At 65.8% G+C, this 13,375-nt stretch carries 12 protein-coding genes; 4 read left to right on the forward strand and 8 right to left on the reverse strand.

Annotation, left to right across the window (positions count from 1 at the left end):
* Positions 1 to 54: 54 nt before the first annotated feature.
* The 4 genes from acs to U0025_RS15540 form a co-directional block, all read right to left on the reverse strand.
* Positions 55 to 2,013 (reverse strand): acetate--CoA ligase, encoded by a 1,959-nt coding sequence (acs, locus tag U0025_RS15525; RefSeq protein WP_004208337.1) that lies wholly within the window; start codon positions 2,011 to 2,013, stop codon positions 55 to 57.
* A gap of 11 nt (positions 2,014 to 2,024) precedes the next feature.
* The gene (locus U0025_RS15530) at positions 2,025 to 4,070 is read right to left on the reverse strand and encodes a TonB-dependent receptor (protein WP_004208338.1); all 2,046 of its coding nucleotides are present in this window, start codon (positions 4,068 to 4,070) and stop codon (positions 2,025 to 2,027) included.
* A 103-nt stretch (positions 4,071 to 4,173) separates the two neighbouring features.
* Positions 4,174 to 5,553, reverse strand: coding sequence for a porin (locus tag U0025_RS15535; protein WP_004208339.1), 1,380 nt, complete (start codon positions 5,551 to 5,553; stop codon positions 4,174 to 4,176).
* A 120-nt stretch (positions 5,554 to 5,673) separates the two neighbouring features.
* A complete protein-coding gene (locus U0025_RS15540; RefSeq protein WP_004208340.1) occupies positions 5,674 to 6,636 on the reverse strand; it encodes a PQQ-dependent catabolism-associated beta-propeller protein in 963 nt (320 codons plus the stop codon).
* A gap of 167 nt (positions 6,637 to 6,803) precedes the next feature.
* Between U0025_RS15540 and pedF the strand changes: the two genes are divergently transcribed.
* From pedF to U0025_RS15560, 4 genes are all read left to right on the forward strand, one after another.
* Complete coding sequence (pedF, locus tag U0025_RS15545; RefSeq protein ID WP_004208341.1) at positions 6,804 to 7,232, forward strand: cytochrome c-550 PedF; 429 nt, start codon at positions 6,804 to 6,806, stop codon at positions 7,230 to 7,232.
* Between the two features lie 5 nt (positions 7,233 to 7,237).
* Positions 7,238 to 8,101: a substrate-binding periplasmic protein gene (locus U0025_RS15550; protein WP_004208342.1), complete on the forward strand. Its 864-nt coding sequence runs from the start codon at positions 7,238 to 7,240 to the stop codon at positions 8,099 to 8,101.
* Positions 8,102 to 8,196: 95 nt separating this feature from the next.
* Complete coding sequence (locus tag U0025_RS15555) at positions 8,197 to 9,951, forward strand: methanol/ethanol family PQQ-dependent dehydrogenase (RefSeq protein ID WP_004208343.1); 1,755 nt, start codon at positions 8,197 to 8,199, stop codon at positions 9,949 to 9,951.
* 13 nt (positions 9,952 to 9,964) lie between these two features.
* Positions 9,965 to 10,732, forward strand: coding sequence for a response regulator (locus tag U0025_RS15560; RefSeq protein WP_004208344.1), 768 nt, complete (start codon positions 9,965 to 9,967; stop codon positions 10,730 to 10,732).
* Between the two features lie 157 nt (positions 10,733 to 10,889).
* On the opposite strand, the gene U0025_RS15565 is transcribed toward U0025_RS15560, so the two are convergent.
* Genes U0025_RS15565 through U0025_RS15580 form a run of 4 tightly spaced genes read right to left on the reverse strand, consistent with a single transcriptional unit; the run spans position 10,890 to position 13,361 of the window.
* Positions 10,890 to 11,507 carry a MarC family protein gene (locus U0025_RS15565; protein ID WP_004208345.1) on the reverse strand — a complete coding sequence of 206 codons (618 nt, stop codon included), beginning with the start codon at positions 11,505 to 11,507 and terminating at the stop codon, positions 10,890 to 10,892.
* A complete protein-coding gene (locus U0025_RS15570) occupies positions 11,504 to 12,151 on the reverse strand; it encodes a Cif family virulence factor (RefSeq protein ID WP_004208346.1) in 648 nt (215 codons plus the stop codon). The genes U0025_RS15565 and U0025_RS15570 overlap by 4 nt, the downstream gene beginning before the upstream one ends.
* A complete protein-coding gene (gene folD, locus U0025_RS15575; RefSeq protein WP_004208347.1) occupies positions 12,148 to 13,041 on the reverse strand; it encodes a bifunctional methylenetetrahydrofolate dehydrogenase/methenyltetrahydrofolate cyclohydrolase FolD in 894 nt (297 codons plus the stop codon). The genes U0025_RS15570 and folD overlap by 4 nt, the downstream gene beginning before the upstream one ends.
* The gene (locus tag U0025_RS15580) at positions 13,038 to 13,361 is read right to left on the reverse strand and encodes a DUF167 family protein (RefSeq protein ID WP_037491718.1); all 324 of its coding nucleotides are present in this window, start codon (positions 13,359 to 13,361) and stop codon (positions 13,038 to 13,040) included. The genes folD and U0025_RS15580 overlap by 4 nt, the downstream gene beginning before the upstream one ends.
* Positions 13,362 to 13,375 lie beyond the last annotated feature (14 nt).

Below are 13,375 nucleotides of genomic sequence, written 5' to 3' on the forward strand. Positions count from 1 at the left end.
ACGCTAGGGAGGGCTGGCCATCGCCTCCATTATACCTTGGGTCGCATGCGACAATCAGGCCGCGACCCCGGCGCGGCTGCGCACCAGGTCCGCGACCACGCTCGGGTCGGCCAGCGTGCTAACATCGCCCAGCGCCTGCGCCGACACCTCGCCTTCGGCGATCTTGCGCAATATGCGGCGCATGATCTTGCCCGATCGTGTCTTGGGCAGGCCCGGCGCGAACTGGATCACGTCGGGCGTGGCGATCGGCCCGATCTCGCTGCGCACCCATTGGGTCAGGGTTCGGCGCAAATCCTCGCTCGGTTCCTCGCCCACATTCAGTGTGACATAGGCATAGATGCCCTGCCCCTTGATGTCGTGCGGCATGCCGACCACCGCCGCCTCCGCCACGGTCGCATGCAGCACCAGCGCGCTCTCGACCTCGGCCGTGCCCATGCGATGGCCCGACACGTTGATGACATCGTCGACCCGGCCGGTGATCCAGTAATAGCCGTCCTCGTCCCGCCGTGCGCCGTCGCCGGTGGTATATTTGCCGGGAAAAGTGGTGAAATAGGTCTGGAAGAAGCGCTCATGATCGTTCCAGACGGTGCGCATCTGCCCGGGCCAGGACCGGGCGATCACCAGATTGCCCTCGCTCGCGCCATCCTGCACCGCGCCTTCGCCATCGACGATCTGCGCCTCGACGCCGGGCATGGGGAAGGTCGCGCTGCCGGGCTTCAGGTCAGTGGCGCCTGGCATCGGCGCGATCATCGCGCCGCCAGTCTCGGTCTGCCACCAAGTGTCGATGATCGGGCAGCGTCCCTCGCCCGCAACGCCATGATACCAGCGCCAGGCTTCGGGATTGATCGGCTCGCCGACGCTGCCCAGCAATTGGAGCGACGCACGGCTGGTCTTCGCGACATGATGGTCGCCCTCCTTCATCAGCGCGCGCAGCACGGTCGGCGCGGTGAAGAGGGTGTGGACCTGATGTCGGTCGACCACCTCCCAGATGCGGCTGGGCGTCGGCCAGCTCGGCAGGCCTTCATACATCAGCGTCGTCGCGCCATTGGCCAGCGGACCATAAACGATATAGCTGTGCCCCGTGACCCAGCCGACATCGGCCGCGCACCACCAGACGTCACCCGGCCGATAGTCGAAGCAGAGCGCGTGGGTGAGGCTGGCCCAGAGCAGATAGCCGCCGCTCGAATGGACCACGCCCTTGGGCTTGCCGGTGGAGCCGGAGGTATAGAGCAGGAACAGCGGGTCTTCCGCATTCATCACCTCGGCCGGACAATCGGGCGCGACGCCGGCCATCGCCTCGTCATACCAGCTGTCGCGGCCCGGCTGCATCGCCACCGCCCCGCCGGTTGCGCGCACCACCAATACGCGGCGCACGCTGGTGCAATGGTCGAGCGCCAGCGCCGCGTCGACATTGGCCTTGAGCGGCACGCGCTTGCCGCCGCGCCGGCCCTCGTCGGCAGTGACGACGATGCTGGAATCGCAATCGGTGATGCGGCCTGCCAGCGCCTCGGGCGAAAAGCCGCCGAACACGACGCTGTGGATCGCGCCGATCCGGGCGCAGGCGAGCAGTGCCATTGCCGCCTCCGGGATCATCGGCATATAGATGGTGATGCGGTCGCCCCGGCGTGCGCCAGCATCCTTGAGCACATTGGCGAAGCGGCAGACCTCGGCATGCAATTCACGATAGGTCAGGCTACGCGGCGCTTCAGACGGATCATCGGGTTCCCAGAGGATCGCGGTAACGTCGCCCCGCTCGGCCAAATGCCGGTCGAGGCAATTGGCCGACACGTTGAGCGTGCCGTCGGCGAACCACTGGATGCCGAAATCCGCTTCGTCGAAGCTGCTGTCCGACGCGCGGGTCGGCGGCGTGATCCAGTCCAGCCGCTGCGCCTGTTCCAGCCAATAGGCATCGCCGTCATCAAGCGACCGGCGATAATCGGCGGCGCGCGCCGTCTGATTCATGCGGGCATGGGCCGCCCAGTCGGCAGGTATCGGAAACAGGTCTTCGGACATGATGGCTCCCTTCATTGGCCGAACCGCACGCCGATCCAGAGCGTCCTGGGCGTGCCCAGGTCGATCGATCCGCCGGCATTGCGGGTGACGATATCCTCGTCGAACAAGTTCTCGCCGCGCGCAACCAGGCTGATGCCATGGCCGATCGGCAGCCGGGCGAGGGCGTCGAGCGTCAGCGCATCGGGCAGCACATCGCTCTGCAGGTCATCCTCATATTGCTTGGCCGTGTAGCGCAGCGTCGCCGACAGCTCCGGTCCGGCTTTCGGTGCCCAGGCCAGCGTCGCGCTGGCGGAGTGACGCGGCACCTGCGCCGGCGCGAAGCCATCGAAGGCCATGCCCGGCGCATCGACCTTGCTGTGGCTATAGGCATAGGAGGCGAGCAGCGAGAAATTGGCCGGCAGTTGCGCGCTGGCGGTCAGTTCCACGCCCTTCGCCACGATCGCATTCACATTCTGGCGCTCACGGGTGTTGGCGACGCTGGTGAGGGTGACGTTCGCGATCGCATCGTCGAGCCGGTTGTAGAAGAGCGTGGCGGAGAGCTGCACGCCCGATGCCGGGGTCAGATCGATGCCGCCTTCCACGCCCTTCAGCTTTTCCGGCTTCAGTGCCGCATTGGCCTGGGTGGTGATCGGGAAGACGACGAAGGGGCGATACAGCTCGTTGAGCGTGGGCAGGCGGAAGCCGCTATAGGCCGCGCCGCGCAGCGCCACCGCATCGCTCACATGGTAGAGCGCGCCGGCCCGGCCGGAAAAGGCCCAGTCGGAGCGATTGGCATAGCTGCTGTCCTGCGTCACCAGGCCGGCCGCACTGACCGCCTTGTAGAAGCCGTTGCGGATCGACCAGCGATCGGCCCGCACCCCGCCGGTCAGGACAAGCTTGCCGCCAAAGACATCGGGGCTCCAGTCATCCTCCGCGAAGATACCGGACGTGATCTGGTCGCCGCCAGCATGACGACGCGATGTCAGCGGGTTGGTGGCGATGCCCGCATTATAGGCGTCCTCATACATGTCGCCGGTGGCAAAGCGGGTGTCCATACCGATGCGCAGCACATGATCCTCGCCGACCGGCGGACGCAGCTCGATCTTGCCGCCGATCCCGGTCGAGGGGGTGTTGCGCTGGTCAAGCGACTTGCGGAAGCTGGTGGAGGAGATGACGATATTGGAGAAATTGCGCGCCTGGAGATAGGCAAGTGCATCGACCTGCCAGCGGCCGCGGCTGATATAGCGGATGCTGGCATCCTGGCCCTGGCTCATGCTGTCGGCGCCGGCAAAGCGCAGGGTACGGTTGTCCTGGAACAGGGTACCGCGAAACTGGATTTCCGAGGTCGCGTCGATCGGCGCGACGGCGCGCAAATTGGTCGACCAGCTATCATAGGCGGCGGGCACGGTGGCGGCGACGCGCTGGTCACGGGGCGTGGTCTGGAAACCGTCGCCCCGGTCCCAGCGACCCGAGAGCGAGACATAGCCCTGGCCCAGATCCGGCGCGATGCTGGCGGACAGCTCGGTCGCGTCCCTGCTGCCATAGAAGGCGCTGGCGCCGAAGTGCGGCATCTGGTCGCGGGTGGCGCTGGCCAGTTCGATCGTGCCGGCAACCGCGCCCGCGCCAAAGGCACCGCTGCCGCCGCCACGCGTCACCCGCACCAGCGCCAGCCGGTCGGGCACCAAAGCCGAGAAGGGGATATAGCCGAAGAAGGGATCGGCCACCGGCACGCCGTCGAGCAGCACCAGGGTCCGGCTCGACGCATTGCCGCCCAGCGCGCGCAGCGTGGCGCCCTGGTTCGAGGGATTGGACGCCCGGCTGTCGGACCGGCGGAACTGCTGGAAGCCCGCGACATCGGCCAGCACGCTCTCGATCCGCCCCGACGCCGCATCCTCAAGCCGGTCCCGGTCGATCTTCACGGAGCCGTAGGCCGGTGTCCCCGGTGGCAGGGCGAGGCCCGTCCCCGTCACCACGATCGACGCGGCGGCCATCACCTCGCCCGCGTCATCGGGCGCTTCCGCCTGCGCCGCAAAGGGCGCCATTGCCATGCCGAGCGCGAGCCATTTTGTTCTGCGCATATATCCTCCCCTGCCGCCCCGTCATGCGAAGGGGCGGCATCCCTCGATAGGATGCCGCCCCTTGCCGGAACATTGGCCTTTGGGCCGATGGCCCTTCTTCCGCTCAGAAGAAGAGGATGGCGCCGGCAGCGATCGTGTCGCCCTCCGCCTCATTGCCATTATGCGCCTTGGACCTGCTGTGGATATATTCGCCGATCAGCGTCACCCAGCTGGTCAGGCCATAACGGCCCTGCCCCACCCAGCTGCTGTTCTTGCGGATAAGCGTCGGGTTGGCGAGCGCATCGGCGGCATTGGCATAATGGAGATTGCTCTCGCCATAGCTGCCGCCGACCGAGAATTTGCCGAAGGTCGCCAGCCCCTGAAGATAGAAGCCGTCGCTGTCGCGCTTGTTGCCGGCGGCATCCGTGTCGAACAGGTTGAGCGCCGTCGTGCCCAGCCCCGAGCCATTATAATAATAGCCGGTAAGGACGATCGGGCCGTAGCCGATCTTGGCGCCGGTATCGAAGCCGCTGCCGGTATAGGAAATGCCATCGACGCGATTATGCCGCTGGGTGATGCCCGACAGCCAGGCGCGGGCCGAGAAGTCGCCGAACTTGCCGTCATAGACGATCTTGCCCTGGAAGCCGGGCGACTTGTTGCTTTCACCCGGTCCCGTCAGCGATTCGAGCGGCTGGAAGACGCCGACCGAGACCTGGAAGCCCGACAGGCTGGGCGAGGTATAAGTGATCTGCGGCTGGAAGTCCGTGTAGATATAGCCGATGCCGATGCGGCCGAGCGAGGTGTTGGACGGCGCGACATTGCCGCCGCTCGCCCCGACCGACAGCAAGGTGATGTCGTTCAAGATGCCTTCCGATCCGAACAGGCCGATGTCGCGACCCAGCTTGAACTCGCCCAGGCCGGAACGGCCGATGGTCATGTAGGTCTGGCGGAAATCGATGCCGGCGGTCTGCAGCGCCACCGGCCGGCCGCCGGCATTGGCGCCGCCGCCGACGGAATAATCCGCACTGTTGATGCCGGGATACATGCCGAAATGGGCGCCGACGTCCCAGCCGCCCTGGTTGGTCGTGACGTCGAACTTCAGATAGCCGGGCAACAGGCCGTTGCGGATCGCCGAACTATTGCCGCCAACCGGCACCACGCCGCCGACGACATCGGTATTCGGCCCCGCCGCCTGGCCATTTTCATGGGTGTAGAAACCATTGACCGATCCGGACATCTTGACCGTGACGTCGCCCACCTCGAAGCCGACGCCGCTGTCGGCGACGCGGACCACGGGCTTCCCGTCCGACGCGGCGGGCGCAGCGGCAGCGGCCGGCGCCGCAGCATCTTCCTTCGCCAGCTGGGCATATTCCTCGTCGGTGAGGATCCCCTTTTCATGCAGCCTTTTCAGCAGCTCCGTCGTCGTCCCGGCGCTGGCCGGCGTTGCCCCTGCGACGAACAGCAACGCCATGGCGGCGCTGCCGAGGAATGTTCCCCGTGCCATCTCATCCTCCCTCTTGTGCGCCGGTCGTGCCGGCTGTCGGGAAGAGTGGGCGGCGGCGATGGCGGCTGAAATTGGACTTTGGTTCTCATCCTCCCCCCGCGCGCCGCGCTATACTTTTGGTCAGGGCGCGACGGCGATGCCCCACGGCCCGGCGCCGACCGCTACCGTGCCGACGACCTTGCCGGCGGCCAGATCGATCACCGAGACATTGTCCGAAAGGCCATTGGCGGCAAAAGCACGCGCGCCGTCCGGGCTGACCGCGACATGCCAGACCCGTTTGCCGACCGGCACATAGGCCCGGACCTTGCGGGTGGCGACATCGACCAGCGCGACATGGTTGGCACGGCCCAGCGCCACGACCGCCGTCTTGCCGTCCGGCGTGAAACGGATGCCGCAGGGCAATAGCTGATAATCCTGCACGCCAGGAATGGTGAAATGCAGCGTCTCGACGATCTTGCGCGTGGCCGGATCGGCAATCTGCACCGTGCCGCCCATCTCCGCCGCGATCCACAACTCCTTGCCATCGGCGGTAAATTCCACATGGCGCGGGCGCTGGTCCGTCTCGGTCGCATCGACCATCGTCTTGCTCGCCAGGTCGATCCAGTTGACGACGCCGTCATCCTCCGATGTCACCACCACCCATTTGCCGTCGGGACTCTGCGCCACGCCCTCGGGCTCCTTGCCGACATCGACCTGGAAGGCGACCTTGCGGCTGTCGAGGTCGATAGCGGTCAGCGCGGCATTATCCTCATTGGCGACGAACAAGGTCCGGCCATCGCGCGACAGGAAGAATTGCTCGGGATCCTGGCCTGAAGGCAGGTCGGCGATGACCTTGCCGGTCGCGCGGTCGATTATCTGCACCGCATGGTCGTTGCTGGCGCAAAGCAGGATATATTTGCCGTCCTTGGTGAGGGTGATACCGCGCGGCCGTCCGCCCACCGGCCAGGTCGCGACCGTCTGCATCGTGGCGGCATCGATGACGCTGATGCTGTTGCCGCGTTCGTTGGAGACATAGAGCGTCTCGGCCCGGACGGACGGGATCGCCGCCGCCAGCGCAAGCCCCGCAATCATGCCCTTCATCATGCCCGCATCCTCTCGTCCTTTTGGCCTGATAGCGGATTAGCCCCCGGCCCGTCGCGGCGGGATTGTACCAATGGCCAATGGGGGCCGGTCCCGCCCTCCCCTACAGTCGTCAGCGACAGGGACGACATGCGGCCAGCACAGGCACGCGGCACAGACGAGGGTTTGGGATGAGGAATTACGGACGGATCGCATTGTTCGGCGCGGCCTGCCTGGCGGGCGCATCGATCACATCGGCACTGATGGCGCATGGCAACGTCACGCCGCAGGCGGTCGACACATCGGCCCTGCCGGAAATCGGTGCCGACTGGGTGCAGCACAATCCCTATCGCGGCAATGCCACGGCGGCCAAGATCGGCGAATCCGCCTATGGCCAGAATTGCGCGCGCTGCCACGGGCTGGACGCGGAAAGCGGTGGCATCGCGCCGGACCTGCGCTATCTGGAAGTCGGCGACAGCGGCGATGAATGGTTCATCCAGCGTTACCAGCATGGCTCCAGCCATGACGGCAAGGTCTATATGCCGCCCTTCGGCGACGTGCTGGGACAGAAGGCCGGATGGGCGATCCGCGCCTGGCTCGAAACCAAGCATCAGGAGTGACCGCGATGGATCGCCGCGCCTTCTTGAGCAGCGCGGCGGCCGCCGCGCTGATTGGCTATATTTCGAGCGGGCAGGCGGCAAAGGCCGCGCCGCTCGGCAAGGTCAGGGAATTGGGTGTCCTTCGGGTCGCAGTCTATAAGGACAACCGCCCCTGGTCCTGGCGCAAGGACGGCAAGCTGACCGGGATCGACGTCGACCTGGCCCAGGCGCTGGCCAAGGGGCTGGGCGTGCGCGCCGACATTGCCGAACTGGTCGCGGACGAAAGCGCCGACGACGACCTGCGCAACGGGGTGTGGAAGGGCGGCCTTTTGGGCTTCCAGCCGGCCGACATCATGCTGCATGTGCCGTTCGACCGGACTTTCGCCGCACGCAACGATCAGGTCGCGATCATCGCGCCTTATTATCGCGAAAGCTTCCAGTTTGCGGCGGTGAAGGGCGAGATCGACGTCAATGCGCCGCCGACCCAATATCGCGGCAAGCGGCTGGCGGTCGAGATCGACTCCATTCCCGATTTCTACCTGATCGGCACATTCGGCGGCATATTGGCCAGGGATGTCGTCCATTTCCCCGGCGGGACAGAAGCCGTCACCGCGCTGATCGATGGCCGGGCCGATGGCGCGCTCGCCAGCCGGGCGCAGATCGAGGCGGTGCTGCACGACAGCGGCGCCACCAACATCGTCCGTCGCACCAGCCCCCTGCCCGCCTTCACCTCGGCCGGGTGGGACATCGGCATGGCGGTGAAGGAGAATAGCCGAAACCTGGGCGATGCGGTCGAGACCATCCTGGCCGACATGACGCAATCGGGCGCGCTCAAGGCGATCTTCGAACGCCATGGCGTCGCCTATGCGCCGGCCGTCGCGGCGGGCTGAACGGGCGACCCAAGGTCCAATTGGCACGGCCGCCGGGCCTCATAAGGTGCTGCATCGACGGCGTTGATCACGCCGGAAAACAAGGGAGGATGACTATGACGGGACGTTTCACGCGTTCGTTCCTGGGGGCAGCCGCGATCGCGCTGGTGGCCGGGGCCGCGCCGCTGCTGGCGGCCGATACGGCAGGCGGGCCGACCGATGCCGACCTGATGAACGACGCCGCATCGACCGGCGACGTGCTGACCTATGGCATGGGACCGCAGGCGCAGCGTTTCAGCACGCTCAACCAGATCAACACCGACACCGTCAGCAAGCTGGTGCCCGCCTTCGCCTCGTCGCTGGGCGGCGAGAAGCAGCGCGGCCAGGAGGCCCAGCCGCTGGTCTATGACGGCACCATCTATGTCACCGGTTCCTATTCGCGGCTCTATGCCTTCGACTCCCGCACCGGCGAGGAGAAATGGGAATATAATGCCCGCCTGCCCGACGACATCATGCCCTGCTGCGACGTCGTCAATCGCGGTGCGGCGATCCATGGCGACAAAATCATCTTCGCCACGCTCGACGCGCGACTGGTGGCGCTCAACCGCCATACCGGCAAGGTGGTGTGGAACAAGCAGATCGCCGATTACAAGGCCGGCTACAGCGCGACCGCCGCGCCGCTGATCGTCAAGTCCATGGTCATCACCGGCAATTCGGGCGGCGAGTTCGGCATTGTCGGCGCGGTCGAGGCCCGCGACGTCGATACCGGCGAGCTGATCTGGCACCGCCCGGTGATCGAAGGCAACATGGGCACCCTGCGCGGCAAGGATAACGGCATCACCGGCAAGCTCAACGCGACCTGGCAGGGCGATCTCTACAAGACCGGCGGCGGCGCAACCTGGCTGGGTGGCACCTATGATCCGGAAACCAATCTTCTCTATTTCGGCACCGGCAACCCGGCCCCCTGGAACAGCCATTTGCGGCCCGGCGACAATCTCTACACCGCGTCGACGCTGGCGATCGATCCCGAAACCGGCGTGATCAAATGGCATTACCAGACCACCCCGCATGACGGCTGGGATTTCGACGGGGTCAACGAGTTCATCCCGTTCGACGCGACGATCAACGGCAAGCCGATGAAGCTGGGCGCCAAGGCAGACCGCAACGGCTATTTCTTCGTGCTCGACCGGACCAACGGCAAATTCGTCAGCGCCAACCGCTTCGTGATGCAGACCACCTGGGCCAGCGGCTATGACAAGAATGGCAAGCCGATCGTGATCCCGGCCGGTCGCCCCGGCGCGCCGAGCGCCACCGAAAAGGGCAGCACCGTCTTCTCCTCGCCCAGTTTCCTGGGCGGCAAGAACTGGATGCCGATGGCCTATAGCAAGGACACCGGCCTGTTCTACATCCCGTCCAACGACTGGGGCATGGACATCTGGAACGAGCCGATCGCCTACAAGAAGGGCGCCGCCTATCTGGGCGCGGGCTTCACCATCAAGCCGATCGCCGAGGATCATATCGGCGCGCTGCGGGCGATGGACCCCAGGACCGGCAAGATCGTCTGGGAATATAAGAACAAGGCGCCGCTGTGGGGCGGCGTGCTGTCGACCGCCGGCAACCTGGTCTTCACCGGCACGCCCGAAGGCTATCTGAAGGCCTTCGACGCCAAGACCGGCAAGGAGTTGTGGAAGTTCCAGACCGGGTCGGGCGTGGTCGGATCGCCGGTCACCTGGGAACAGGATGGCGAACAATATGTCGCCGTCATGTCCGGCTGGGGCGGCGCGGTGCCGCTGTGGGGCGGCGAAGTGGCCAAATCCTTCAAGGACATCAATCAGGGCGGTTCGCTCTGGGTGTTCAAGCTGGCCAAATAAGGAGGCGAGGACGATGATCGTCATGGGGCGCGGACAGACTATGCACGGCGGAAATCGCGGGCAATTTGCCGCGCCCCCGCCTATGATCCATCATCATGGCCAGGGGGCGGACATGCAGGTCGAAGACAGTGATGCGATGATGGAAAGGGTGCTGATCGTCGACGACCACCCGCTGGTGCGCGACGGGCTGCGCAGCGTGATCGCGGTCAGTTTCGACGGCTGCGAGATTTTCGAGGCCGCCAGCCTGGAGGAAGCGCTGGCGACGCTGGAAAAACAGTCCAATTTCGATCTGGTGCTGCTCGACCTCAATATTCCCGACGTGAAGCGGCTCGACGGCCTGAAACTGCTGCGCAGCCGCCACCCGATCCTGCCGGTGGTGATGGTGTCGGGCGCGTTCGACCGGGGAATCGTGCGCGAGGCGCTGGGCGCCGGCGCGGCCGGCTTCATCCCCAAGTCGATGAAGCGCAGTTCGATCGTCGATGCGCTGCACCGGGTGGTGTCAGGCGAAATCTACATGCCCGACGCGATCGACGAGGCGCCGCAGGAAAGCGCCGAGGAAGCCGATATCCTGACCCGGATCGGCAGCCTGACGCCGCAGCAGCGGATCGTGCTGACCCATCTGGTCCATGGCCGGCTGAACAAGCAGATCGCCCATGACCTGAGCGTATCAATGACCACGGTGAAGGCGCATGTCTCCGCGATCCTGCAGAAGCTCAACGTCTTCAGCCGGACCCAGGCGGTGATCCTGGCCAATCGGGTCCATTTCGATGGCGACAACTGACCGCGCAAAATAGGAAATCCCGCGCTTAACTTCGCATATTTCCCGCACATTTCGACATTTTGATGCCGATGTTGGAAATCATGTTGCGCGCCCCATCCCTATCGTCCCCTGTTCCCGACTAGCATGGAACAGGGGCTGTAGGACAGGCAGGGACGGGTCAGAAGCTGGCCTTCAGCCCGTCGATCACGAACTGCGCCGCGAGCGCGGCGAGCAGCACGCCGAGCAGGCGGGTAATCACCGCCTCGATCTTGGTGCCCAGGATCGCCATCAGCGGCCCGGCCGCCAGCAAGGCGCCCAGCATCAGCACCAAAGTCACCGCGACGGCGACCAGCACGACCAGCCGGTCGACCATGCCATCGGCGCGCGACATCAGCAGCATGACGGTCGCGATCGAGCCCGGCCCGGCGATCATCGGCATCGCCATCGGGAAGACGGAGACATCCTCCACCTCCGGCGTCTCGGCGATCTTCTGCGCCCGGTCCTCGCGCCGCTGGGTGCGCTTTTCGAACACCATGTCCATCGCGATCATGAACAGCATGATGCCGCCGGCAATGCGGAAACTGTCCAGTTCGATGCCGAGCACGCCCAGCAGCTGCTTGCCCCACAGGGCGAAGACCAGCAGGATGGCGGCGGCGATGCCGACCGCACGGATCGCCATCGACCGGCGCTGGGCAATGCTCGCCCCGCTGGTCAGGCTGGCATAGATGGGCGCGCAGCCCGGCGGATCGATCACCACGAACAGGGTGACGAAAGCGGATATGAACAATTCCATCATGACGGCGCCCCCACCTTGTCGTCGATCACCACATCATAGCCGGTCCCGTTCCACATGCGGACGGTGACCCGGCGGCTGCCGTCGGTCGCGACATCAGCGGACCAGATCAGGCTGTCATCCTGCGGCACCGGCGGCGCCTCCCCCTTTGCCGGGGGTGGACCTTCGGGCCGCGCGCCGCGCTTGCAGGTCGCAACCTTGCCGGTCAGAAATTCCGGCGCGTCCCGTTCGGTCGCCAGACGATCTCCATGATCGAGGATCCACTGCCAGCGGCCCTTCTTGTCGCGCCGCCACAGGGTGGTGAAATAGCCGACCGATCCGTCCGGCCGTTTCCAGTTGCCGGTGCTGGCGGCGAGCAGGCCGTCGCAGGAGACATAGACGATCGAGGGCGACCAGCTGACCGAGGCCGGCGGGTCCGCCTGCTTTTTCAGCCAGTCCTTCGCCACCACCCGCTGCGGCACGAACATCACCGCGTCGTCCGCCGCCGTTTCGCGAAAGGCGGTCCATTGCCCCTTTTGCTGGGCAAGCCGGTTGAAGGCGATTTCGGCTGCGATCACCGAGCTGGGATCGGGCTGGTAACGCATCGGCGGCTTGGCCGCGACCAGCATCACCAGGCTGAGGGCGAGGAGCGCGCCGCGCCCCGTCACAGCCCCTCCGGCTTGGCGAGGCCCGCACGCGCATGGGCGGCAACCAGCGTGTTGCGCAGCAGCACGGCGATCGTCATCGGGCCGACGCCGCCGGGCACCGGGGTGATGGCGCGGACATGCGACAGCGCTTCGGCGGTGGCGACATCGCCGACGATCCGGCCCTTGCCATCTTCGGTATCGACCACGCGGTTGATGCCAACGTCGATCACCGTCGCGCCCGGCTTGATCCATTCGCCCTTCACCATTTCGGCGCGGCCGACGGCGGCGACGACGATGTCGGCACGGTGGACGATGCTGGCAATGTCGCGGGTGCGGCTATGGGCGATGGTGACGGTGCAATTTTCGGCCAGCAGCAGCGCCGCCATCGGCTTGCCGACGATGTTGGAGCGACCGACCACGACCGCCTCCATGCCCGACAGGTCGCCCAGTTCATCCTTCAGCAGCATGATGCAGCCGAGCGGCGTGCAGGGCACCAAAGCCTCCTGCCCGGTGGCGAGGCGCCCCGTATTGACGACATGGAAGCCATCGACATCCTTGGCCGGGTCGATCGCGGCGATCACCGCTGCTTCATCGATATGCCTGGGCAGCGGCAGCTGAACCAGGATACCATCGACCCGGTCGTCATGGTTCAGTTCCTCGATCAGATCGAGCAGGTCGTCCTCGCCGATGCTGTCGGGACGCTTGAACTCCAGGCTTTCCATGCCGGCCGCGACCGTCATCTTGCCCTTGTTGCGGACATAGACGCTGCTCGCGGGATCTTCCCCCACCAGCACCACGGCCAGGCCCGGCTTGCGGCCCGTCTGTTCCACGAAGGCGGCGACGCCATCGGCCACCTTGTCCCGCAGTCCAGCCGCAAAAGCCTTGCCGTCGATAATCTTGCCGATCGTCATGTCGCGTCTATCCATGTCTCGATGATGGCGGTCAGCCGGTCCAACGCCTGCGCCCCGCCCTGTATCCGCAATCGCTTTAGCCGGTTGGTATCACCCGATTCCAGCAAAATCGCGCCCCTGGGCCAATCCAGCCGCTTGGCCAGCAGCGCGATCAGCGCCGCATTGGCCTTTCCCTTTTCCGGCACGGCGCGCACGCGGGCGGACAACCAGTGCGCGCCATGTTCGTCGATCCAGCGCCCGCCGACATCCTCGCGCGTGGCGCCGGGCGTCAGGCGGACCGCCAGAATGAGGTCATCCCCGTCCCGGCGCCACCCGGTCAGAGACTGTTTGAGAA

This window comes from Sphingobium yanoikuyae, from assembly GCF_034424525.1.
GTDB lineage: Bacteria > Pseudomonadota > Alphaproteobacteria > Sphingomonadales > Sphingomonadaceae > Sphingobium > Sphingobium yanoikuyae.